Here is a 22,814-nt window from a genome sequence, read left to right as displayed (position 1 = left end):
TATTCCGGAGCAACCATACGATCAAAAGTGAATGTGAGCTATAGCCCACTGTGGGAGCGAGCTTGCTCGCGATGACGGCGGCACTGGCGCCCTTGATACACGCTGACCCACCGCTATCGCGAGCAAGCTCGCTCCCACAGGAGAATGGCGGTGTACCTGGATTTCCCATCCAACCCAAAACCACTATGGGAGCGAGCCTGCTCGCGAAGGCGGCGGCACTGGCAATATTGATACAAGCTGACCCACCGCTATCGCGAGCAAGCTCGCTTGTATGGTAGGACTTGAAGGGAGGAGGAGGGACAAGGCTCGATTCTGACTGTTAGCGCAGTACAGACCGTGGGAGATTTCGCCCCTCCTCCTTTCACCCAAGCGCCGATAAAGAATGCATCTGGCCTAGACCGACGATAGGAACAAGCCTGCGCCTCTGGGTGAACCCTTCAAGTGTTCAAACCTTAGCCCGGAGGATTTTCAATGGCAATGCCGGTTTCTGTCACAAAGCCGATCGTAGGCGTGGATGTCGCCAAGAATGAACTGGTGATCTATCACGCCGAACTTGACCTGCTTGAAGCGATTGTCAACGACAAAGCAGCTATCAAGAAATGGCTCAAGGCATTGCCGGGGCCAGTCGCTATTGCCATAGAGTCGACCAATATCTATCACTTGGAATTCGCTGATCTGGCCTATGAGGCTGGCTGCGAGATTTACATGGTGGGTGGTTATGAACTGCATCATTACCGCGAAGGCGTAAAGGTGCGCGCAAAAACCGACGCGCTGGACGCCAAGTTACTGGCTCGTTATCTAAAAAATGAAGCTGAGGAACTGCGCCCTTGGGCCCCACCATCCCCGCTGTATCGCCAGCTTCTGAGCCTTTTCCGCCGTCGCGCAGCCTTGGTTCAGGCTCGGGTCGCCTTGGTGCAAAGCTGGGCGAATGAGCCGCTATTGAAAACGGCTTTCGACGACCAGATCAAAGCCATGCAGAGGCTTGAGACGTTGGTCGAGAAGACGATCAAGGATCAACTGAAAGATGCTGGTTTATTGGGGCAGCTGAAGCGTTGCATGGAAGTTGAAGGCATTGGTTTTTTGACCGGAGCCCGCCTGATTACGGCTTTTCAGCGAGGCGACTTTAGAAATGCAGATGCCTTTATTGCTTTCTTGGGAATGGATTTGCGAGTGTCGAAATCAGGACAAAAAGACGGTCGCCGAAGCCTGAGCAAACGAGGCGACCCGGAAGTCCGTCGGCTTTTGCACAACGCAGCCATGTCAGCTCGCCGTACAAAGACCTGGAAAAAGTTTTATGAAGAGAAGAGAAGTCGAGGCTTCAGTACTACTGAGGCGCTGGTAATGCTGGCTCGTAAGCTTGCTCGGATCGTATTCGCTTTGCTGAAAGGACAAAGCGAATACCAACCAAAAGCGGCATGAGGGGCTTCCCCCTAACCATAGAATCTCCCACAGGAGAATGGCGGTGTACCAAAATTTCCCATCCACCCCAAAACCACTGTGGTACGAGCTTGCTCGCGAAGGCGGCGGCACTGGCAATATTGATACGAGCTGACCCACCGCTATCGCGAGCAAGCTCGCTCCCACAGGAGAATGGCGGTGTACCTGGATTTCCCATCCAACCCAAAACCACTGTGGGAGCGAGCTTGCTCGCGAAGGCGGCGGCACAGGCAACATTGATGCAGGCGGATCAGATCCCGCTCAGCGCCAGGTCCATGGCGAAGTAAGTGAAGATCAGATCCGCCCCTGCCCGCTTGATTGCGCCAAGGCTCTCGCGTACCACGCGGGCTTCGTCGATGGCGCCGGCCTGGGCGGCGAATTTGATCATCGCGTATTCGCCACTGACCTGATACGCCGACAGCGGCAGGTTCGACGCCTGGCGAATGTCGCGGATGATATCGAGGTAGGCACCGGCCGGCTTGACCATCAGCGCATCGGCACCTTCCTGCTCGTCGAGCAGGGATTCGCGCAAGGCTTCGCGGCGGTTCATCGGGTTCATCTGATAGCTCTTGCGGTCGCCTTTGAGCGCGCTACCGCCGGCCTCGCGGAACGGGCCATAGAGCGCCGAAGCGAACTTGGTGGAATAGGCCATGATTGCCGTCTGGCTGAAACCGGCGTCATCCAGGGCCTTGCGAATCGCCTGCACCTGCCCGTCCATGGCTGCCGACGGCGCGATCACATCGGCACCGGCGCGGGCCGCCGCCACGGCTTGCTTGCCCAGGTTGACCAAGGTCCGGTCGTTGTCCACTTCATCGCCGTGGAGGACGCCGCAATGACCATGATCGGTGTATTCACAGAAGCAGGTGTCGGACATCACGATCATTTCCGGCACCGCGTCCTTGCAGATCCCGGCCATGCGCGACACCAGGCCGCGCTCGCTCCAAGTGTCGCTGCCGTCGTTGTCCAAGTGATGGGACACACCAAAAGTCATTACCGACCTGATGCCGGCACGGGCATAGCGCTCGATCTCACTGGCCAGCTTCGACTCAGGGATGCGCACCACGCCGGGCATGCTCTTGATCGGCACAAAATCATCGATTTCTTCTTCGACGAAAATCGGCAGCACCAGGTCGTTCAAGGTGAACTCGGTTTCCTGGAACAGGCTGCGCAAGCTTGCATTGCGACGCAGGCGGCGTGGACGTGCTTCGGGGAACTGGCTGGACATGGGACTCCTGGGCAAAAAAGGGTGCTCGATCACAGAGCGCAAAGCTTATGCCCTGGCCAGCCAGGGCACAAACGCCTGCTGGAAAACAGAGTGTTACCAGCCGAGCAATAATCGCCTCACAAGGTCAACGAGCCATTGATGCACGTCACGACTGTGCCGCCAATCCAGACCTCATCCCCCAACCGATCGACATGAATGCGCCCGGCCCGGCCCATCGTCAGTCCCTGACTGACCACGTAGGACGCCGGCGCCAGGCCTTTGTCCAGCATCCATTGCGCGAGCCCGGCGTTCAGGCTTCCGGTGGCCGGATCCTCGGGCATGCCATCACCGGCGATGAAACCGCGCACTTCAAAGTGGGCCTCAGCGCCGTCCACGGCCCGATCCCAAGGGGCGATCACGCCCACGGCCAGATCCAACAACAGTTGATAATCAGGCTCAAGCGTCAGCACCTGCTGGCGATCCTTGAGCATCACCGCCAGCCAGCCGGCACCGTTGTCGACCCATTGCGCCTCGACAATCGCCTCCGCGGCAAGCCCCAGCCCCTTGCGCACCCGCTCCAGCAGCTCGGCGTCCAGCGGACCGGACTTGAGCAAGGGCGGCGCGAGGAACGCCAACCCATGATCGCTGCGGCGAATCCTGACCAGGCCGACGCCGCACTCCTGCACGATCTCCTGCCCTTTCGGCACGCCGCCGGCTTCCAGCCAGGCGTGACAACTGCCCAAGGTCGGATGCCCGGCAAACGGCAACTCGGACGAGGTGGTGAAGATACGCACCCGGTAATCGGCTTCCGGGTGCCGCGGCGCCAACAGGAACGTGGTTTCGCTGAGGTTGGTCCAATTGGCAAAAGCCGCCATGTGCCCGTCACCGAGCCCGTCGGCCCCCAGCACCACCGCCAGTGGATTGCCTTTGAGCGGCACGTCGCTGAACACATCCAATTGTTTGTAATCGAAACGGCGGGACGTCGGGCCACTCATTCCGGAATCTTCAACCCGCGCGCCACAGCCGGTCGCGCCAGGAAGCGCTCCAATACCCGCGTCACATTGGGGAAGTTCTGGATACCCACCAGATCACCGGCCTCATAAAAACCGATCAAGTTGCGCACCCAGGGAAACGTGGCGATATCAGCGATGGTGTAGCGCTCGCCCATGATCCAGTCCCGGCCTTGCAGACGGCCATCGAGGACCTTGAGCAGGCGCTTGCTCTCCTCGACATACCGATCCCGCGGCCGCTTGTCCTCGTAGTCCTTGCCGGCGAACTTGTTGAAGAACCCCAACTGCCCGAACATCGGCCCGACCCCACCCATCTGGAACATCAGCCACTGGATCGTCTCGTAGCGCGCCGCCGATTCCTGGGCCAGCAACTGCCCGCTCTTGTCCGCCAGATAAATCAGTATCGCCCCCGACTCGAACAGCGCCAACGGCTGGTCCCCCGGCCCATGGGGATCGAGAATCGCCGGGATCTTGTTGTTGGGATTCAGGGAAAGGAACTCGGGCGACAGCTGGTCGTTGCTGGCGAAGTCCACTTTGTGAGGCTCGTACGGCAGGCCGATCTCCTCCAACATGATCGAGACCTTCACGCCGTTGGGGGTAGGCAGCGAGTAGAGCTGGAGCCACTCCGGGTATTGGGCGGGCCATTTTTCGGTGATGGGGAACGGGGTCAAGTCGGGCATGGGGTCGGCTCCAAGTGTTTATCTAAAGAACTGGAGCTTAAATCAGAAGGCTCAGCTTTTGGATCCGGAATTTTTCGTTGGATGAATTGGTAGGCCCGTGGCTCTGAGCCGAGCCACGGGCCTATGGAGTTATCCTTTGGAATAAATCAGAAGCGGAGAAAGCTGATCCTCCTCAGTCAAGGCCCCGTGATGCCCTTTCCATGACGTTTGTTTTTTCTCCGTAAGGCTCTGTACGATGCCACCGCGTCCTGTCGGATATACAATCAGATCTCCCAAGCGCTGTTCGAAGGAGGCTCTCACAGGCCCTCCGAACAAACCCTCATTAACCGCTTGGCTGCGAGAAAGCACCATGAAATCGTCGCCGAGCTTGTTCTTCCAGCGCTCTAATACGGCCGACGTTTTTCCAACCTCCGCGTAAATGTGCCGGGCACGAATATCACCCGCAATCCACGACACGTCCTCTTGAAGACCGGGGTCGGTATCGAAGTCGAAAATGGCTTCAGAAGAAAGAGTTGTCATGCCGTGGTCGGCAGCGACAAGTAGCTTTGTTCCTCCAGCAAGCGCGCTGGCCGTTGAGGAGATCAGAGCATCCACCTGTCGCAGGCTGTCGAGCCAAGCCTCTGAGTTCGTACCATAGACATGACCCACGTAATCCAACTCACCCAAATAAACGTAAATCAACCGTCGCGATGATTTTTTTAACGCCCCCCTAATTTTAAAACCACAGTGCCAATAGTCCATATAGGGAGTAATTGTGGCTCCTTTATAAATGGCTTTACTGTAATAGGAGTTAGCAATTTTTAACGGGAGTATGCATTCTATTTCCAGCCCCAGCTCACTGGCGCTTTCCCAAGCTGTCTTTTCGACTGTAAAAATCGGAAGTACAACGGAATGAGCACCGTTTGTCTGACTACGACAAATGCCGCCCGTTTGCCATGACAATGGGGAAAATGCGGTCTGATTATCCAACGCAAAGCGACTCCCAACTATGCCATGCTGACCGCTTCCTTGACCGAGAGCAAAAGAAGCCAAACTGGCCGCGGTAGTGGCAGGGAATCCGACTCCAAAAGACTGACCTGTGCGAAGCAGTGTTTTCAAAAATGGTGCATGGGACTGATGCTCGTCGAGCAATAGCTGACCCAAACCGTCAACGATAAAAATGACCAGTCCATTTGTAGGTTGGAGACCGAATCCAGAATCAAATGAGGAAACACCCAGACTCGCCAAAATGGCATGTGACAGTTGAGACAATCCGGACTTTTGAGCGTGACTCGCGTTTTGAGTCGATATCTTCATGTCAGCGGTCTCAAGAAAGAATAGCGGAACTGGCAGCGACGCTGTGCATGACGTTGCGTACTACATCGGTGGTTGCCAGAAACTCTCCCTTCGTTAAATCACCCACGACAAAGAGCCCCGAAACCTCATTATTACGATTGGAAAGTGCTTGATAAGTTAGTGGATTGATGGAGATACCACCCAATGGGTGGATCGTGATCGAGCCATTGGCTAACATATTCCTCAACAAGGGTATCTCTTTTAAGTCCTTATCTCCATAACCAACACCACGCCCATCGATCAAGTACTGAACATTCAAGCATTCGTTTCGGCCATGATAGATATCAAAACCCTGCTCAGTTGTTTCGACTCCCTGTAAGTCAGAGTAAATCTCTAACTGCTCACTCTGCATCAATTGCAGTATACGTACAGCACTAGAGACTGGAAACGCCGCTAAATACGTCATCCAAGGTCCATAGTATTTTTCCATGAACGCAGCTTTCTCTGGATCACTTAGCTTCGCCCACAACTTATCTATGATCGAATAAGAGGCCAACAGAACGCTTTGCCACAGATGATTACCCTCTGCCTTGAATATAAGCCGACACCTTATATATTTTATTTCTGAGCTCTTGATATGTGACAACATCATCACCTACCACAATAGCTGTCGCACCAAGTGAGGAGTAGCAGTGATCCAGCACAAGATTAAGTATCGAATCATGAGGAACTGCATCAGACATAAATAAACCCTTATATTTATAATTTGGCGCATCAAGCTTTAAGCGTGACGCCGTCAACCAAAGAACACCCTGATCTAGAAATTGGAAACAAGGCGCACCAATGCCAGGCTTGATTTTACTAAAGGCATATCTGAATCATATATTTCGTGAAAAACATAAGATTCCGAAGGCCGCAGCAAATTATCCACCACTGAGAGCGGTGTTCCGTAGACACACATCGATGTAAATAATCAGGGAGAGAGTTTGTTAAGACAACAAACATACGCGAGACAAAACCCAGGCGTTATCCTAATCATTTTCCGCCTTCCTTGGCTGTCATCTGAACTCAATGTTTAGCGGCTGTTGATCCCCCTGTCAACCCTCAACTGTTTGCTTAGGCGAACTAACCATACGCAGCGGGCGTTTCAAAGTTATTCGCAAAAGCTACAAAATGTAACAGCACCTTAGCAAACTAATGAGGAGTCGCCACACCCCATGCAAAAGATATATCGAAAGTAAGCATCATCAAAAAAATACGGCACCAATATTTTGCAGGTCTAGGTAAGACACCTGTCAGATAAGTACGACAGCTAATTAAACAAAAGAGCAGTCAGTAGCTGAGATGCAGAACCTTGCAGTGCCGGACGAACACGAGACTTCTGTCGAGACTGAGGAGATGAGTCAGGGAAAGAAGCGGTGAACGCAGACGATTCGCTAAATTCAAATTCCCATGGCCCCGTCACAGAATTCACACCGCCCCTTCTTAAATCCGCAACATCCTGTCGCTAACATTCGCCCTACCTCCTCGCAGGAGGCCTTACAGTGCAGCCAAAATCGAACCAAAGCGCTCAAAGGGACTCTGAGCAATGCCCCCGAGAATTCGACGAGGCGTAACGACAGGGAAAACACCCGAAGCCAGGCGCCTCGCGGTGCCAGGGTTTGTCAGCCTGACTCACGCGTGCCGAAGACTATTTATTCGATGATGAACCCACTGAATTTCGCCAGACGTTTCAAACACCGTTCGTGGCTGATGCTGCCGACGCTGCTTGTGGTCTGTGGCCTGGTGTTGTCGCTGGAGTCCAGCGTCAGCCGTGCCCAGCCAGCCGACGGTGTACAGACCCTGGTGTTCCTGCGCCACGCGGAGAAACCCGCCGGCGGCCTGGGCCAGCTCAACTGCCAGGGCCTCAACCGCGCCATCGACCTGGCCACCCTGTTGCCGGAAAAATTCGGCAAGGCCGATTACGTGTTCGCGGCCAACCCTACCCGCAATGTCGAGGAGGGCGAGCTGGACAACTCCTACAGCTACATTCGCCCGCTGATGACCATCAGCCCCAGCGCCATCAAGCTCGGGTTGCCGGTGAACATCAATTATTCGGCCAACGACACCAGCGACCTGGCTGATGAACTGCTGGACGACAAGTACCACAACGCCACCATCTATACCGCCTGGTCCCATGGTTACCTGCCGGAGCTGATCAACGAAGTCGCCGGGGAGGCCTTGGGCAAGAAGCAGACCATTACCGATGACTGGGCCTCGGGAGACTTCGATTCGCTGTATGTGCTGACCCTGACCTGGCACAACGGCAAGGCCAGCCTCACCAGCCAGAGCTATAAGCAAGGTTTGGATAACGGCCAGGAGACCTGCCCGACCTGATTGTAGGAGCGGGCTTGCTCGCGAAGGCGATAGCAGTAGTCAACATCACCGCCAACTGACCCACCGCCTTCGCGAGCAAGCCCGCTCCCACAGGGATTGGCGGTGGACACCAAACCTGTGGTCACCCTCCCCTCAGTGCCCGCTCGCGCAAGTACGCCAGCACCGCCGCCTGCTCCCCCGAGAACTCGATCCGCAGCCCTTTCTTTTCCCGCTGGAACACGTACATCGGGTCATAATACTCACGCAACAGACCTTCGATCCACCCGCGATGCAAATCGACGGCGCCGCTGTTGGCCTGCTCGGCCAAGGCGGCTTCCAGGATGTCCTTCAAGCGTCGGTGGCGGTCGCCGCCCAGGCGTTTGTGGATGTTGTCCAGGCTTGCCAGCAGTCGCTCGGCAAACAGAGAGAAGCCTTCGTCGCCGTGCACCGCGACAAATTCCGCGCAAAGGTCGATGACGTAATCCTGCAGGATCCGTTCGACCCGACGCTCCACGCTGTCCTCCAGCCAGACCATCGGAACCTGTTGCATGCGCTGATACAAGGACAGCGGCAAGGCACAACTGCCGACCGCACGGCTCTCATCTTCCAGCACAAATTGCCCGATACCGGCGGCGCGCTTTTTCAGCACGTCCACGGCCAGGCGATTCTCGAAATCGATGTTGGACGGCTGGCCCGTGGCGCGTTTGCCGAAGCTCGAACCGCGATGGTTGGCATACCCTTCCAGGTCCAGGCTGTTGCCCAATTGGCCCAGCACTTGGGTCTTGCCAGTACCGGTCATACCGCCCAACAGCACCAGGTCGCACTGGGCGACTGCCTGCTCGATGGTGTCCAGCAAGAACGTGCGCATCGCCTTGTAGCCACCGCCAACCCGAGGGTAGTCGATGCCCGCTTCGTCCTTGAGCCACTGTTGGACGATCTGCGAACGCAAGCCGCCGCGAAAGCAATACAGCAAGCCTTCGGGATGGGCCTTGGCGAACGCGGCCCAAGCCTGGATGCGCTGGGCCTTGGTCTCGCCGGACACCAGTTGATGGCCCAGGACGATGGCGGCCTGCTGCCCCTGCTGCTTGTAACAGGTACCGACGCGTTGCCGTTCGTTGTCGGTCATCAACGGCAAATTGACCACGCCGGGAAAGGCACCCTTGATGAATTCCACCGGGGCGCGCGTGTCCATCATCGGTAAATCATTGAGGAAGATCTCGCGGTAATCGGTGATGTCATGGCTCATCAAGACACCTCGACCGCGTGACTCTGTCGCTCGACCAACTCGCCGATGGGTTCCAGCGCCAGACCGAGTTCAGCGGCCACCCGCAGGAACTCGCCCTCGCCTTCGGGGGTGACGGCAACCAACAAACCACCGCTGGTCTGCGGGTCGCACAGCACGCGCTTGTGCAGTTCCTGGACCCGACCCACCTTGCTGGCGTAGCTGTCGTAGTTGCGCAGCGTTCCGCCCGGCACGCAGCCCAGGTCGAGGTAGTACTCGACGCCTGGCAAACGCGGCACCGCGTCATAGCGGATACGCGCGGTCAGTTGGCTGCCGTCGGCCATTTCCACCAAATGCCCGAGCAGGCCGAAACCGGTGACATCGGTCATCGCGGTCACGCCGTCGAGCTTGCCGAAGCGGCTGCCAGGCTTGTTGAGGGTGCACATCCAGTCACGGGCCAGGCCAACATCGGCGGCGCGCAGCTTGCCCTTCTTTTCCGCCGTGGTAAGGATGCCGATGCCCAGGGGCTTGGTCAGGTACAAGCGGCAACCGGCGGTGGCTGTGTCGTTGCGCTTCATGTGGCGCTTTTGCACCAGGCCTGTCACCGCCAGGCCGAACATCGGCTCAGGCGCATCGATCGAGTGCCCGCCCGCCAGGGGGATACCGGCCTCGTCACACACGGAACGACCGCCGCGAATCACTTCCCGGGCGATTTCCGGGGCCAACACGTTGACTGGCCAGCCGAGAATCGCGATGGCCATCAGCGGGTCACCGCCCATGGCATAGATGTCGCTGATGGCATTGGTGGCAGCGATGCGGCCGAAATCGAAAGGATCATCGACAATCGGCATGAAAAAATCGGTGGTCGAAACCACTCCACGCTCCTCGTCGATGGCGTACACCGCCGCGTCGTCGCGAGAAGCATTGCCGACCCACAGCTTCGGATCGAGGTTCTGCGCACCACTGCCGGCGAGGATCACTTCCAGCACTTGGGGCGAAATCTTGCAGCCGCAACCGGCGCCGTGGCTGTACTGGGTCAGGCGAATCGGCTCGCTCATGGGCATCCCTCTATTCAGTCAATTGGCCGATTCTAGCAGCAACGCCACCGACTCAGTGCCGCGCCGAGCATTCGCCCATACAACAGGTTGGGGCGATTCCCCCTCAGCCCATCAGATGGAATTTTCCATTTCCGGAGGGATCACTTGAACATCACCCCCGCTTATCCACCCAGGAGACTGCCGATGCGCCTCGCACCCGCTGCTGCCGACAGCACTCACATCGATTACGGCCTCGACACGCTATTTGGTCGCGAAACCAAAAGCGTCCACTGCCAGTTCGATGTCAAACGCCTCGACGACGGCGAACCGCCCTGGTTCGCGCTGCACCTGCGCCCGCCATTGCCGAAGGATCTGGAAAAGGCCCAGATCGTGGTATTCAGCGCCGAAGGCAAACGCATCAGCGGCATTGTCCGGCGAGCCGAACGCCTGGCTGATGACAGCCTGCTACTGGAGGTGGAACCCGACTGAGGTTTCGCAGGCGCCGCGGCCTGATAAACGTCATGGCCGTCCCGCCGCTATCGCGAGCAAGCTCGCTCCCACAGGGACAATGGCGAGACCCACACCGCCCCACTGTGGGAGCGAGCTTGCTCGCGATGACGTTAGCCCAGACGCCCCAATCCTGTGGGAGTGCGCTGTATAGGGCATTGAGCCAGACGGTGCTAACGTGGCGCTTCTACCACAGACAAGGATGACCGCGTGCTGCTGCTCAAATTGCTGGTGATTCCCATGTTCCTGCTGCTGATTTCCCGGGCTGGCAGGCGCTGGGGGCCGAGCGTGGCCGGCTGGCTGTCGGGATTGCCAGTGGTAGTGGGGCCGATTCTGTTGTTCCTGGCCGTGGAGCAGGGCGAGCTGTTTGCCGCGCAGTCGGCGACCGCGGCGTTGGCGGCCATGTTTGCGATGATTGCATTCTGCGTGGTGTACGCCCAAGTCGCCCAGCGCCGTAACTGGCCCTGGGCGCTGGGCATCGCGTTGGGCGTCTGGGCCGTGGTGGCGTTGATCCTGTCCTGGCTACCGGCGTCACTGCCGTTGTCGAGCCTGATCGCCTTGGTCGCGCTGTTGGCGGCGCCGTATCTGTTCCCGACGGTCCGACCGGCGATGAACGGGCCGGCGGCAAAATCCGACAAGTTGTTGCTGCGCATGATCGCCGGCGCACTGTTGACCCTGGCGGTGACGTTGCTGGCCAGCACCGTGGGCGAACGCTGGAGCGGGCTGCTCGCGGTGTTCCCGGTGCTGGGCAGCGTCATGGCGGTGTTCTCCCAACAAACCCGCGGGCCGGCCTTCACCGTCACGCTGCTGCGAGCGACGGCCACCGGCATGTATTGCTTCGCCGCCTTCTGCCTGACCCTGGCCCTCGCCCTGCCTGTGATGGGCATGCCAGCTTTTGCCTTGGGCGTCGCGGTGTCGGTGGCCATGTTGCTGGTGACCCGACGCCTGCTGGCGCGGGCACCCTCCGGCGTTACCACACTCCTTTCGCCGAAATGACGTCTCGTCGGCACTGGCGCTGGAGTCCGGTGCGACGCCCATGGGATGATCGGCCTTCAAGCGCGACCATCCGTGGAGAGTTCCAATGTCATTGCTGAGTAAACAAGCCGCCGCCCTGTTGCTGGGGGCCATCGCCAGCCTGGTCGTGGCATCCGCCCAGGCGGCCCCGGCCAAACCTGCCAGTGATGCGCCGGCGCAGAAGGTATCGATGCTCGGCGGCAAGTTCATCTTCACCTTGCCCAAGGGCTTCACGGCAATGCCATTGCCCGCCGGCGAGGCTGCCCAGGGCACCGCCGGGGCGACGGGGACGATGTACAGCAATGCCACCAGCAGGACCGTGGTGATCGCAGCGGAAAACGTCATCATCAACGGTGCGAATGTGAAGGATGACGATGGTGCGTTCCTCGACACCACCATGGCCGACTTCGCCGTTCAGCGCCTCAAGTCCCTGCCGGACGCCAAGATTCTCAGCGAGAAAAGCCTGAAGCAAAAAGGCACCGGCCTGGGCCTGCGACAGCTCGATACCCAGGCAACCCAGGGCGGTGGGCCGACCCTCGACAGCACCTTGCTGGCTGCCTCCGGCACGCGCATGGCGGCGGTGCAAATCATCTCCCGGGCCAGCGACAAGGCAGGTCATGAAGCGTTGGTGAAACAGATCGCCAGCGGTCAATAAGCGCCCCGGAACCGGTGGGGGCCGAGCTTGTTCGCGATGGCGTCGGCCCACATGGCATCGATGCAAGCTGACCCACCGCTATCGCGAGCAGGCTCGCTCCCACAATGGACCTGGGTGTACGCAACATCTAACTCCGTCGCTGAACCCTGTGGGAGCCGGGCTTGCCCGCGATGGCGTCGGCCCACATGGCATCGATGCAAACTGACCCACCGCTATCGCGAGCAGGCTCGCTCCCACAATGGACCTGGGTGTACGCAACATCTAACTCCGTCGCTGAACCCTGTGGGAGCCGGGCTTGCCCGCGATGGCGGCGGCCCACATGGCATCGATGCAAGCTGACACACCGCTATCGCGAGCAAGCTCGCTCCCACAGTGGATCTGCCTGCAGTCAGGGATTGAGCCGTTCCAGCCAGGCCCGCAGGTCTTGAATTTCCAAGGCACTGATGCTGTGGCCGACGCCCGGGTAGGCATGGAATTCCGGTTCCAGCGCCAGCGTTTTCAGGAAGCTGTTGGCCTCGGTGCCATCGTGATACGGGATGATCGGGTCTGCCGTGCCATGACCGATGAACACCGCCAGCGTCCGGCGTGACTCGTCGGGGGTCAGCTCCGCCCGCAGTACCGACAGGACCCGCCCGCCCATCGCGGCAATGCCGCCGACGGCTTCGGGGTGTCGCAAGGCCACTTCATAGCTCATCATGGCCCCCTGGCTGAAACCCACCAGGTAGACCTTGCTCGCATCGGTCGAATATTTGGCCCGGGCCTTGTCGATGAAGTCCAGCAGCATCTGGCCGCTGGCCTTCAGGTCCGAAGTGTCACCGTCATAAGCGCCGTCGCCCTTTTTCGCGAACCACTGGTAACGGTCCCGCTCCATGCTCTTCGGCGCCCGCACCGAGAGGTAGTTGTAGTCCCGGGGTAGCTCGTCCTTGAGTTCGAACAGGTCCTGCTCGTTACTGCCGGAACCGTGGAGGAAGATCACCAGAGGTCGGTTCCGGGCGTGCTCATCGACTTGGGCCAGGTAGTTGAGCGGCAAGTCCGTGTGCAACGAGGGTTGGGCCTGCAACCCGGATGAGACCAGCAACAGAAACAGGGCGAGCGCTTTGAACATCGATCTTCCTCCATCGTTTCGACAGCCGCACGGCAAGGTGCGTGCGGTGAGGTAGACAGCAGTTATCAGTCGTTGATCAATTTCCCCGTACGAATCGGTTCACGCCCGGCGACTTTAGCCTGCCAGATACCCGGCTGCGTATAACGTCCACGGTCCAGGGCGAACAACACACCGCTGGTACCGGCCCGCACGGTGGTGACCAGATCACCCAAAGGGTCGACCACTTCAAACAGCGGATCGCCCCGCTCCACCCATTCGCCGGCCTCCCGCAGGAAGCTCACCACGCCATGGTGCGGCGCGAACAGGTATTGCGTGCCATCGAACGGAAAGCCTTCACAGCACTGCTCTGGCGCGGGCGGCCACTCCCCGGCGATGAAACCCTGCTCGGCCAGGAACCCGAGGATGGCTTCACAATTGGCCTGGGCCTGCTCCACCCGGGTATCGCCCATGCTGCCCAGCTCCAGCGTTGTCGCCAGGTTCGCCGGTGGGATTACCGCCGCGGGAAAGGCCTTGGCCAGGCGCAACCAGGGCGCGGAGCAGGATTCATCGAACGAACTGCCGCCCGAATCCTCGCACAGCAACGCCACACCCGCTTTCAAGCGTGCGGCCAGGGAACGCCATTGCGGCCACTGTTGCGGCAAGGCGTACAAGTGGATAGCGGCCTCGAAATCGCAATGCAGATCCAGGGTAATGTCGGCGTCGCAGGCGTGGCGCAGCAGCAGGCGATGCAGTGCTTCGAGTTGCGAAGGAGGTGGCGGCAGGTCGTCGAGGACCTCGGTCATGGCCTGGCGGATCAAGGTGATATTGGCAGCCGGATCGTCGTCCAGGCGCTCACCGATACGCTGCGCCACCGGTGCGCTGAGCTCCACGAAGGAACGGTTGAAATTCTTGCCGCTACCCAGTTCGAAACGCCCCATGTGGGCACTTTGCAGATGTTGATCCAGGCCGATGGGGTTGGCCACCGGCACCAGCTCGATCACGCCCTTGAGCATGCCCTGGGCCTCCAGGTCGTTGAGCCGCTGCTTCAGCTCCCAGGCGGTACGCATGCCCGGCAGTTCATCGGCGTGCAGGCTGGCCTGGATGTAGGCCTTGCGCGGGCCATGGCCGTAACGAAACACGCTGAGCCGGCGCTCGGTGCCCAGGTGGCTCCATGGCAAGGTATGGTCGATGCGTTGCATGAAGAACTCCGAATGGCGGTATCTCGATAGGTGCAGGGTAAACAATCGCCCATGAAAAAGGTGGCCGGCCGGGTCAACGGCGGGCCACCTTGGGGTTCAGCGATTAATGGCCGTAGACGTCAAAGGCAAAGTATTTGTCCTGCACCTTCTTGTACGTGCCGTTGGCGCGGATCTCGCTGATGGCGGTGTTGAATTTGTCGGCCAGGGCCTTATCGCCCTTGCGCACCGCTATGCCGGCGCCGCCGCCGAAGTATTTCGCGTCTTCATAGGTCGGGCCGACGAAGGCGAAACCTTTGCCGGCATCGGTCTTCAAGAAACCTTCGTCGAGAGTGACCGAGTCGGCCAGCGTGGCGTCGAGGCGGCCGGCAACCATATCCAGGTTGGCTTCCTGCTGGGAGCTGTAGCGCACCAGGTCGACACCGACGGGCACCAGCACTTCGGTGGCGAAACGGTCATGGGTGCTGGCGCGCAGGACACCGACTTTCTTGCCCTTGAGTTCGGTCAGCGGATCCTTGACCGCGGTGCCTTCCTTCATCACGAAGCGGGCCGGGGTGTGGTAGTACTTGATGGTGAAATCAACGTTTTTCTTGCGATCGTCAGTGATGGTCATGGACGACAGGATCGCATCGATTTTCTTCACTTTCAGCGCGGGGATCAGGCCATCGAACTCCTGCTCGACCCAGACGCACTTGACCTTCATCTGTTCACACAAGGCATCGCCAATATCGACGTCGAAGCCGGCCAGCTTGCCGTCGGGGGTTTTCATCGAAAAAGGTGGGTAACCGGCTTCGATCCCGAGGCGGATCGGCTTGGCGTCTTCGGCCACGGCCGACAGGGACAATACGGACAGTGCCAAAGCACCGAACATGGCTAGCTTCTTCATTTTCGCTCCTGAGTGCGCAGGTATTTTATTGGATCGTTATAGGCAGATTCATAGCAGCGTTCGGTCAGCAAAAACCGAAGTGGCCGGGAGTCTAGAGGGGCACTCAGGAGGGGAATTATGTTGAGGCGACAAATAGTTATAAAAACAGCCAGGTGCGTCCGGCGGTCACAGAATTTGCGAAAAGCCTGACAGGGAAACACTCCAAAGGCAGGTAAACACCCTGTGGCAGATAACCCCTGTGGCGAGGGAGCTTGCTCCCGCTGGGGCGCGCAGCGGCCCCAATAAAGGCGAGGCACCAGGGGGCTGCTGCGCAGCCCAGCGGGAGCAAGCTCCCTCGTCACAAAAGCCTGGTTGCAGGAGGCATCAGCAATCGCAGCTGATCGCCTCGTCCGCCACGCGCTCCACCGAGCCGGTCAGGCGAAAGCCTTCGTCGAGCCAGCCCATGATGCCGCCGATCATTTCCTTGACCGGGTAACCCAAGGTTGCCAAACGCACCGCCGCCTTGTTCGCGCCATTGCAATGGGGACCGGCGCAATACACCACGAACAAGGTGCTCTTGGCATAGGCCGCCAGTGTCTGGGCGGTGAGCGTGCGGGTCGGCAGGTTGATCGCCCCGGGGACATGGCCGCGCTCATAGGCCAGCGGTCCGCGAACATCCACCAGCACAAAATCGACATGACCGGCCTGTTGACTGGCGTGAACGTCGGAACAATCCGTTTCGAACGACAAGCGACGGCTGAAATGCTCCAGGGCAATATCGGAAGGGGCGGCAGGCACTTCGCGAACCAGGCTGGTCATGGGTGTGTACTCCAAGGGTAGATAAAGGCGTGGAGAGACTTTATCCCCCCGATGCTTGCCGCTACAGTGGCGTACAAGACACTCTGTGGGAACTTTCCGACAAATGCAGCCTATTCCGGGTTTGGTCGCGATCCTCGCCTACGACGGCCTGTGCACCTTCGAATTCGGTGTCGCCGTCGAGATTTTCGGATTGGAACGGCCGGAATTCAATTTCCCGTGGTACGAGCATCGGATCGTCGCGGTCGATGATGGCCCGATGCGCGCCATGGGCGGCTTTCAGGTATTGGCCGATGGCGGCATGGAACTGCTTGAAACCGCCCGGACCATTGTCATACCAGGCTGGCGCAGCCGCAGCGAGCCACCGTCTCAGGCGCTGCTCGACGCATTGCGCAGGGCCCATGCCCGTGGGGCGCGCCTGTTGTCCATCTGCTCCGGTGCCTTCGTGCTGGCCGCCGCCGGCCTGCTCGATGGCCTCGGCGCCACGACTCACTGGCGCTACACCGACGAACTGGCCAAGAGCTTTCCCGCCGTGCGGGTCGACCCGGATGTGTTGTACGTCGACTCTGGGCAGGTCATTACTTCGGCGGGCAGCGCCGCCGGCATCGATGCCTGCCTGCACCTGGTGGCACGGGACTATGGCCTTCAGGTCGCCAACACCGTGGCGCGCCGGTTGGTGATGACACCGCAACGGACCGGCGGCCAGGCGCAGTTCATCCCCTCGCCGGTCAGCCGTACGCCACGCAGCGACCTGTCGAGCGTCATGCAATGGGCCCGCGAGCGCCTGCACGAACCCCTCGGCGTGCGCGAGCTGGCCAGCCAGGCGGCCATGAGCGAACGCACCTTCCTGCGCCACTTCACCCAGGCCTGCGGTGTGTCGCCCAAGGCCTGGCTGCAACACGAACGCCTGGCCCGGGCCCGGGAGCTGCTGGAAAGCACCGGCGACAACACCGACAACATTGCGCAACTGTGTGGTTATCGCTCGGTGGAAAGCTTTCGCGTGGCGTTTCGCAGCGTGGTGGGGTTGGCGCCGTCGGTGTATCGGGAACGGTTTGGGCGGGGATGAAGATGCCGGGGGATCATGCCCCTCCGTGGCGAGGGAGCTTGCTCCCGCTCGACTGCGCAGCAGGCGCAAGATGGAAGTCATGACATGTCTCAGTGATCAGGGGTTGCTGCGCAACCCAACGGGAGCAAGCTCCCTCGCCACAGGGTGAGGTGCAAGCGTCATCGTGGCTTACGCAACAAATACGTATCCATGATCCACCCATTGGCCTCTCGCGCGGCCTTGCGGGTGCGTTCGATGTCATCTGCCACGTCTCCCAGCCGGCCGGCGATCAGGATTTCCTCCGGCATTCCCACATAGGCGCCCCAATAAATCTGCGTATCGGGATCGCTGACGTGGCGATAGCCATCCTCGGCATCGAGCATCACCACCACACTGGCCGCGTCGCCCACCTGCCCCGCCACCAAACGGCGTCCGGTGGTGATTTCCAGCGAACCGCCAATAGTGTTCAACGGCACTTTGTGCCGGGCGGCCATGGCCTGGACACTGGTGATGCCGGGGATCACCTCGAATTCGAAAGCGCAGCGGCCCGCCTCGAGAATCGCCTGCAGGATGCGCACGGTACTGTCGTACAACGCCGGATCGCCCCACACCAGAAAACCGCCCCGCTGCCCATCAGACAGTTCTTCATCGATCAAGCGTTCGAAGGTGGCCTGTTTGGCGCGATTCAGCGCTTCGACGCTGTCCTTGTAGTCCACGTCGCCGCGTTGGCGTTCCGGGCTGTAGGCTTCGACGAAACGGTAGGGGCGATCAACGATGTAGCGTCGACAGATTTCGCGCCGCAGGTCCAACAGCTGGTCCTTGGCCGGGCCCTTGTCCATGAGGAAGACCACGTCCAAGCGGTTCAAGGCTTTCACTGCCTGCATCGTCACGTGGTCCGGATCACCGGCCCCAATACCAATGACGGACAACTGCTTCATCGCGGCGACTCCTGGCCAGGTTCCTGGGCGCGCAATCGCCATACGCCGTTGAAACGCAGCTCCAGGGTGGACAACGGTTCGATGTCGATCCGGTTGAACGTGGCGGCCGGGCAACCCAGGACGGTCATCAGCGCGGCACGAATCACGAAGGGGTGGGTGACGGCCAGCAGATGCCCCGGTCGGCCTTCCAGACTGGCCAGCCAGTCTGCGACACGACGACACAACCGGGCGACGGATTCACCGCCATGGGGAGCCGCCTCGGCATCGTCGAGCCAGGTTTGCAGGGCCTGCGGTTCAACCTTGAGCAATTCATCGATGGACAATCCGCGCCAGCGTCCAAGGTCACAATCGGCCAGGGCCAGGTCCACCTGAGGCTCGTCGCCGAACAGCGCGGCGGTCTGGCGAGTGCGCAGCTCCGGCCCGCAGAGCAGTTGCCTGACGTTTCGATAGCCATGCTCGATCTGCCCACGGCGCCCCAGCCAGTCGGCGTCCAGGGCTTCGTCCAGACCGAAGCGCGCCTGCTTCTGGGCAACGGTGCGTGCGTGGCAGATCAACGTCAGGCGAGTGGTTTGCACACTGGATTCTCGGGTAATCGGACGGGGCCCATGAGCTGAATATTCACGCGTTTAGTTGTACAGCACCTTATACGAAATCAAATAACTGAGACAAAAAGGCGTTATTTCCGACGACTCCATGAGCAACGACTGACATACCAGGCCCAGCTGACCAAGACCAATTCCTACAGGGCTTTCGCACAACTTTGGAGCATTTTAAACGGAACGTAAAAACCACTGGACATGTAGCACTAGCTACATAAATACTGTTTTCAGGAGTTATGAAAGAAAACCAACATTCATCCAGGCAAGGAGCACGGATGCCGCCCCTCAGAGACCTGATCACCGATCCCGGCCTGGTATTGACGCCGTCGGAACGCAAGGTCGTACGTGCCCTGCTCGATCATTACCCACGCAACGGCCTCGGTCCGATGTCACGCCTGGCAGACCATGCCGGTGTCAGCGACCCGACCATCGTGCGGCTGGTGAAAAAACTCGGGTTTGGCGGTTATGCCGAATTCCAGGATGCGCTGCTCAGCGACATGGACCATCGCCTGCGCTCCCCCCGCACCCTGTTGCAACCGCGGGCCAAATTGCAGCAAGGCGATACCTGGAGCCAATACCTGGCCGCCAGCCAACGCAACCTCAGCGACACCCAGGCGCTGACCCAACCCGAAGACGTGCGCATTCTCGTGCAGTGGTTGCTCGACAGCCGCCATCAGGTGCATTGTTTCGGCGGCCGCTTCAGCAGCTTTCTTGCCCATTACTTGCTCAACCATTTGCGACTGCTGCGTGCCGGCTGTTTTGCCCTGGAAGACAACGCCCAACTGCCTGACCGGCTGTTCGACGTGCAGCGCCAGGACGTGGTGCTGATTTTCGATTACCGTCGCTACCAGGCCCAGGCCCTGCGCGTGGCCAGCGCGGCCAAGGCGCGGCACGCCCGGGTCGTGCTGTTCAGCGACGTCTATGCTTCGCCGTTGCGCGAGCTGGCGGACCTGATCATCAGCGCCCCGGTGGAATCGGTCTCGGCCTTTGACAGCCTGGTGCCGGCGCTGGCCCAGGTCGAGGCCCTGATCGCCTGCCTGACCCTGCAATGCCCTGAGCTGGCCGAACGCCTGGAAGGCATCGACGCCTTGCGCACGGAATTCAACACGCACCTGTTGGAGGAAAAATAAGGATGTTCTCGCTCCCCCACCGCTCGCCCCGGGATCTGCCGTTCACCCGCCAACACACGGCATTGCTGTTGGTGGACATGCAACGCGCCTGGCTGGAACCGCAATTCGATGCCCACCTGCACAGCCCCGAGGCCGCGTATTTCCTCCAGCGGGCCCGCCAGCAGGTCATTCCCAACCAGCAGCGCTTGCTCAACGCCATGCGAGAGGCGCGGCAAAACGTGTTGCACACCCACATCGAAAGCCTCACCGCCGATGGCCGCGACCGCTCCCTGGATCACAAGCTGTCGGACATGCACCTGCCCAAGGGCAGCCCTGAAGCGCAGATCATTGCCGAGCTGACGCCGCAGGAAAACGAAATCGTGCTGCCCAAGACCTCGTCCGGGGTGTTCAATTCCACCAACATCGACTACGTGCTGCGCAACCTGGAGACCCGGCACTTGATCGTCGCCGGAATCGTCACCGACCAGTGCGTCGACATGGCCGTGCGCGACGCCGCCGACCGCGGCTACCTGGTCACGCTGGTGGAAGATGCCTGCGCCACTTACACCGAACAACGGCACCTGGCGTGCCTGAACGCGATCAAGGGCTACTGCTGGATCACCGATACCGACACGGTACTCGCTCGCCTGCAGGAGATGCAGCCATGAGCCGCCCCGATGCCGCCGCCCTCCTCGCCCCCCTGCCGGTCACGACCCTGGTGACCACCGACCTGATCGGCGTGACCCGTGGGCGCTCGTTTCCCAGCGATGAATTGCCCCACTACGTCGCTGCCGGCTGTGGCTGGGTGCCGGCCAACAGCGCGTTGACGCCCCAGGACATCATCGCCTCGACCAGCCCCTGGGGCGCCTATGGCGACCTGCGGCTGGTACCGGACCTGTCCAGCCGGGTGACCGTCAGCAATGGCCCCGACGCCCAGGCGCCGGCCCTGGACTTCATCCATTGCGACATTCGAGAGACCGACGGCCGGCCCTGGAGCGCCTGTCCGCGCACGCTGCTGCAGGATGAAGTGGAGCGTTATCGCAGCGAACTGGGCCTGCAAGTTTTCGCCGCCTTCGAGCATGAGTTCAACCTGGCTGCCACCCCTGCGCAGCCTGATCGCCTGGCCTTCAGCCTCCAGGCCCAGCGCCAGCAGGCGGGGTTTGCCGGGTGGTTGCTCAGTGCCCTGCGGGCCGGCGGCGTCGAACCGGAAATGTTCCTGCCGGAATATGGCAAGCAGCAATACGAAATCACCTGCCGCCCGACCCTGGGCGTGGCCGCTGCCGACCGGGCCGTGAACGTCCGGGAAATCACCCGCGAGATCGCCCGGCAGATGGGCCTGGACGTGAGTTTCGCCCCCAAGACCTCGGAACATGCCGTGTGCAACGGCGTGCATCTGCACCTGAGCCTGCAGAACCTGAGCGCGGATCCGGTGCTGCATGACGCCGCCAGCAGCAATGGCTTGTCCAGCCTCGGCCAGCATTGGGCCGCGGGTGTGCTGCATTATCTGCCGGCGCTGTGTGCGCTGACCGCGCCGACGCCGCTGTCCTACGAGCGCCTGCAACCTCATCACTGGAGCGCCTCTTATGCGTGCCTGGGACAGCGCAACCGCGAAGCGGCGCTGCGCATCTGCCCCACCGTGAGCCTCGGCGGGAAACCACTGGCGAACCAGTACAACCTGGAGTTCCGCGCCATGGACGCCACCGCCTCGCCGCACTTGGCGATGGCCGCGCTGTTGATTGCCGGGCGGCTGGGCATCCAGCAACGGCTGCCATTGCAGGCGGTCACCGATGAAATACCCGATGAGCTGGATGAAACACAACGCCGCGCCCGTGGCATTATCGCCCTGCCGACAACCCTGGCACAGGCACTGGACTGCCTGCGCCACAGCGGGGCGTTGCTCGAGACCCTGCCCGGCCCGCTGGTCGAAACCTATTTCGCCTTGAAGGCCCAGGAGTTGGCCTTGACCCAGGCGCTCTCACCTGTCGAGCGTTGCGAGCACTATGCACGAATCTATTGAATGTGCTGAAACGGGCCTCTACACCAGGCCAGCCTATCGATTGACCCGGGAAGACTCCGACCACCCGGTGCTGCTGGTGTGCGAACACGCCAGCCGTTTCATTCCCGTGGCGCTGAACGACCTGGGCCTGGATGAAACCGCGTCCCAGGAACACATCGCCTGGGACATCGGCGCCCTGCTGCTGGCCGAACGCCTGTCCGAAACCCTCGGCGCGACCTTGCTGTCGGCCAATTACTCACGGCTGTTGATCGACCTCAACCGCCCGCTGCACGTGCCCGACAGCATTCCGGCCCAGAGCGAGATCTACCAGGTCCCGGGCAACCACGATCTGGACGAGGCCACCCGCGAATATCGCCAGCAGTGCCTGTTCCATCCCTTCCATGATCGGTTGCGAGCGTTGATCGACCAGCGCCTGGCGGCCAACCGGCCGGTGCGCGTGGTGGGCATCCACAGTTTCACCCCGGTGTTCTATGGCCAGCCACGCGCACTGGAAGCCGGCGTGCTGTTCGGCGAAGCCAAGGAATACGCCCAGCACATCGTCGACGGGCTGAGCCGGCATTCGCTGCGGGCAGCGGGCAACCAGCCCTACAAGATCAACCCCCTGACCGACATGACAGTCCCGGTGCACGGCGATGGCCGTGGCCTGGATTCGGTGCTGATCGAAGTGCGCAACGACCAACTGCGCAGCCCCGAATCGGTACGGACCTGGAGCGCCTACCTGGCGCCCCTGCTGTAGCGACAGGCTTCCA

23 protein-coding genes are annotated in these 22,814 nt (G+C 60.3%); 10 read left to right on the top strand and 13 right to left on the bottom strand.

What is annotated here, in order from left to right; all coding sequences use genetic code 11:
• Window positions 1–471: 471 nt before the first annotated feature.
• Window positions 472–1,419: an IS110 family transposase gene (locus tag J3P85_RS10240; protein ID WP_434705696.1), complete on the top strand. Its 948-nt coding sequence runs from the start codon at window positions 472–474 to the stop codon at window positions 1,417–1,419.
• Between the two features lie 268 nt (window positions 1,420–1,687).
• On the opposite strand, the gene hemB is transcribed toward J3P85_RS10240, so the two are convergent.
• The 5 genes from hemB to J3P85_RS10215 form a co-directional block, all read right to left on the bottom strand.
• Window positions 1,688–2,662, bottom strand: coding sequence for a porphobilinogen synthase (hemB, locus tag J3P85_RS10235; RefSeq protein WP_186710862.1), 975 nt, complete (start codon window positions 2,660–2,662; stop codon window positions 1,688–1,690).
• 116 nt (window positions 2,663–2,778) lie between these two features.
• Complete coding sequence (locus tag J3P85_RS10230) at window positions 2,779–3,636, bottom strand: PhzF family phenazine biosynthesis protein (RefSeq protein ID WP_434705695.1); 858 nt, start codon at window positions 3,634–3,636, stop codon at window positions 2,779–2,781.
• Entirely contained in the window at window positions 3,633–4,331 is a 699-nt protein-coding gene (locus J3P85_RS10225; RefSeq protein ID WP_250964630.1) for a glutathione binding-like protein, read from the bottom strand. Before J3P85_RS10225 ends, J3P85_RS10230 begins: the two co-directional genes overlap by 4 nt.
• A gap of 129 nt (window positions 4,332–4,460) precedes the next feature.
• Window positions 4,461–5,627: an alkaline phosphatase family protein gene (locus tag J3P85_RS10220; RefSeq protein ID WP_434705694.1), complete on the bottom strand. Its 1,167-nt coding sequence runs from the start codon at window positions 5,625–5,627 to the stop codon at window positions 4,461–4,463.
• A gap of 10 nt (window positions 5,628–5,637) precedes the next feature.
• Complete coding sequence (locus tag J3P85_RS10215; protein WP_434705693.1) at window positions 5,638–6,096, bottom strand: hypothetical protein; 459 nt, start codon at window positions 6,094–6,096, stop codon at window positions 5,638–5,640.
• Window positions 6,097–7,307: 1,211 nt separating this feature from the next.
• Between J3P85_RS10215 and J3P85_RS10210 the strand changes: the two genes are divergently transcribed.
• Entirely contained in the window at window positions 7,308–7,982 is a 675-nt protein-coding gene (locus J3P85_RS10210) for a histidine phosphatase family protein (protein WP_411387534.1), read from the top strand.
• Between the two features lie 121 nt (window positions 7,983–8,103).
• Here the strand turns inward: J3P85_RS10210 and mnmH are convergent, their stop codons facing one another.
• Window positions 8,104–9,207, bottom strand: coding sequence for a tRNA 2-selenouridine(34) synthase MnmH (gene mnmH / locus J3P85_RS10205; protein WP_434705692.1), 1,104 nt, complete (start codon window positions 9,205–9,207; stop codon window positions 8,104–8,106).
• On the bottom strand, window positions 9,207–10,241 hold the full coding sequence (selD, locus tag J3P85_RS10200; protein ID WP_411385105.1) for a selenide, water dikinase SelD: 1,035 nt from the start codon (window positions 10,239–10,241) through the stop codon (window positions 9,207–9,209). Before selD ends, mnmH begins: the two co-directional genes overlap by 1 nt.
• A 183-nt stretch (window positions 10,242–10,424) precedes the next feature.
• On the opposite strand from selD, the gene J3P85_RS10195 reads away from it, so the two are divergent.
• The 3 genes from J3P85_RS10195 to J3P85_RS10185 all read left to right on the top strand — a co-directional run bounded on the left by J3P85_RS10195 (window position 10,425) and on the right by J3P85_RS10185 (window position 12,396).
• Entirely contained in the window at window positions 10,425–10,709 is a 285-nt protein-coding gene (locus J3P85_RS10195; protein WP_434705691.1) for a hypothetical protein, read from the top strand.
• A 228-nt stretch (window positions 10,710–10,937) separates the two neighbouring features.
• Window positions 10,938–11,723 (top strand): hypothetical protein, encoded by a 786-nt coding sequence (locus J3P85_RS10190; protein ID WP_434705690.1) that lies wholly within the window; start codon window positions 10,938–10,940, stop codon window positions 11,721–11,723.
• Between the two features lie 85 nt (window positions 11,724–11,808).
• Window positions 11,809–12,396, top strand: coding sequence for a hypothetical protein (locus J3P85_RS10185; protein ID WP_250964622.1), 588 nt, complete (start codon window positions 11,809–11,811; stop codon window positions 12,394–12,396).
• Between the two features lie 388 nt (window positions 12,397–12,784).
• Here the strand turns inward: J3P85_RS10185 and J3P85_RS10180 are convergent, their stop codons facing one another.
• From J3P85_RS10180 to J3P85_RS10165, 4 genes are all read right to left on the bottom strand, one after another.
• The gene (locus tag J3P85_RS10180; RefSeq protein WP_434705689.1) at window positions 12,785–13,501 is read right to left on the bottom strand and encodes an alpha/beta hydrolase; all 717 of its coding nucleotides are present in this window, start codon (window positions 13,499–13,501) and stop codon (window positions 12,785–12,787) included.
• A 65-nt stretch (window positions 13,502–13,566) separates the two neighbouring features.
• On the bottom strand, window positions 13,567–14,679 hold the full coding sequence (locus J3P85_RS10175) for a succinylglutamate desuccinylase/aspartoacylase family protein (protein WP_434705688.1): 1,113 nt from the start codon (window positions 14,677–14,679) through the stop codon (window positions 13,567–13,569).
• A 103-nt stretch (window positions 14,680–14,782) separates the two neighbouring features.
• Entirely contained in the window at window positions 14,783–15,562 is a 780-nt protein-coding gene (locus J3P85_RS10170) for an ABC transporter substrate-binding protein (protein WP_434705687.1), read from the bottom strand.
• A 363-nt stretch (window positions 15,563–15,925) separates the two neighbouring features.
• The gene (locus J3P85_RS10165) at window positions 15,926–16,360 is read right to left on the bottom strand and encodes a rhodanese-like domain-containing protein (RefSeq protein WP_434705686.1); all 435 of its coding nucleotides are present in this window, start codon (window positions 16,358–16,360) and stop codon (window positions 15,926–15,928) included.
• A 103-nt stretch (window positions 16,361–16,463) separates the two neighbouring features.
• Here J3P85_RS10165 and ftrA point away from each other — a divergent pair, with 103 nt between their 5' ends.
• Window positions 16,464–17,423: a transcriptional regulator FtrA gene (gene ftrA / locus J3P85_RS10160; RefSeq protein WP_186710052.1), complete on the top strand. Its 960-nt coding sequence runs from the start codon at window positions 16,464–16,466 to the stop codon at window positions 17,421–17,423.
• Between the two features lie 158 nt (window positions 17,424–17,581).
• On the opposite strand, the gene cobF is transcribed toward ftrA, so the two are convergent.
• The gene (gene cobF / locus J3P85_RS10155; RefSeq protein WP_434705685.1) at window positions 17,582–18,340 is read right to left on the bottom strand and encodes a precorrin-6A synthase (deacetylating); all 759 of its coding nucleotides are present in this window, start codon (window positions 18,338–18,340) and stop codon (window positions 17,582–17,584) included.
• Window positions 18,337–18,915, bottom strand: a complete 579-nt coding sequence (locus J3P85_RS10150) for a histidine phosphatase family protein (RefSeq protein WP_434705684.1) — start codon at window positions 18,913–18,915, stop codon at window positions 18,337–18,339. Before J3P85_RS10150 ends, cobF begins: the two co-directional genes overlap by 4 nt.
• 299 nt (window positions 18,916–19,214) lie before the next feature.
• Between J3P85_RS10150 and J3P85_RS10145 the strand changes: the two genes are divergently transcribed.
• The 4 genes from J3P85_RS10145 to J3P85_RS10130 are packed head-to-tail and all read left to right on the top strand — an operon-like array spanning window position 19,215 to window position 22,801.
• Complete coding sequence (locus tag J3P85_RS10145) at window positions 19,215–20,069, top strand: MurR/RpiR family transcriptional regulator (protein ID WP_053183441.1); 855 nt, start codon at window positions 19,215–19,217, stop codon at window positions 20,067–20,069.
• Between the two features lie 2 nt (window positions 20,070–20,071).
• Entirely contained in the window at window positions 20,072–20,716 is a 645-nt protein-coding gene (locus J3P85_RS10140; protein WP_434705683.1) for an isochorismatase family cysteine hydrolase, read from the top strand.
• Entirely contained in the window at window positions 20,713–22,065 is a 1,353-nt protein-coding gene (locus J3P85_RS10135; RefSeq protein ID WP_434705682.1) for a glutamine synthetase, read from the top strand. The genes J3P85_RS10140 and J3P85_RS10135 overlap by 4 nt, the downstream gene beginning before the upstream one ends.
• Window positions 22,049–22,801 carry an N-formylglutamate amidohydrolase gene (locus tag J3P85_RS10130; protein WP_186730699.1) on the top strand — a complete coding sequence of 251 codons (753 nt, stop codon included), beginning with the start codon at window positions 22,049–22,051 and terminating at the stop codon, window positions 22,799–22,801. Before J3P85_RS10135 ends, J3P85_RS10130 begins: the two co-directional genes overlap by 17 nt.
• Window positions 22,802–22,814: the final 13 nt, after the last annotated feature.

Origin of the sequence: Pseudomonas sp. Z1-12 (assembly GCF_051132015.1) — a bacterium.
Classification (GTDB): Bacteria; Pseudomonadota; Gammaproteobacteria; order Pseudomonadales; family Pseudomonadaceae; genus Aquipseudomonas; species Aquipseudomonas zanjanensis.
The sequence above is the reverse complement of the archived record's forward strand: the minus strand, read 5'-3'. Positions and strand labels throughout refer to the sequence as shown.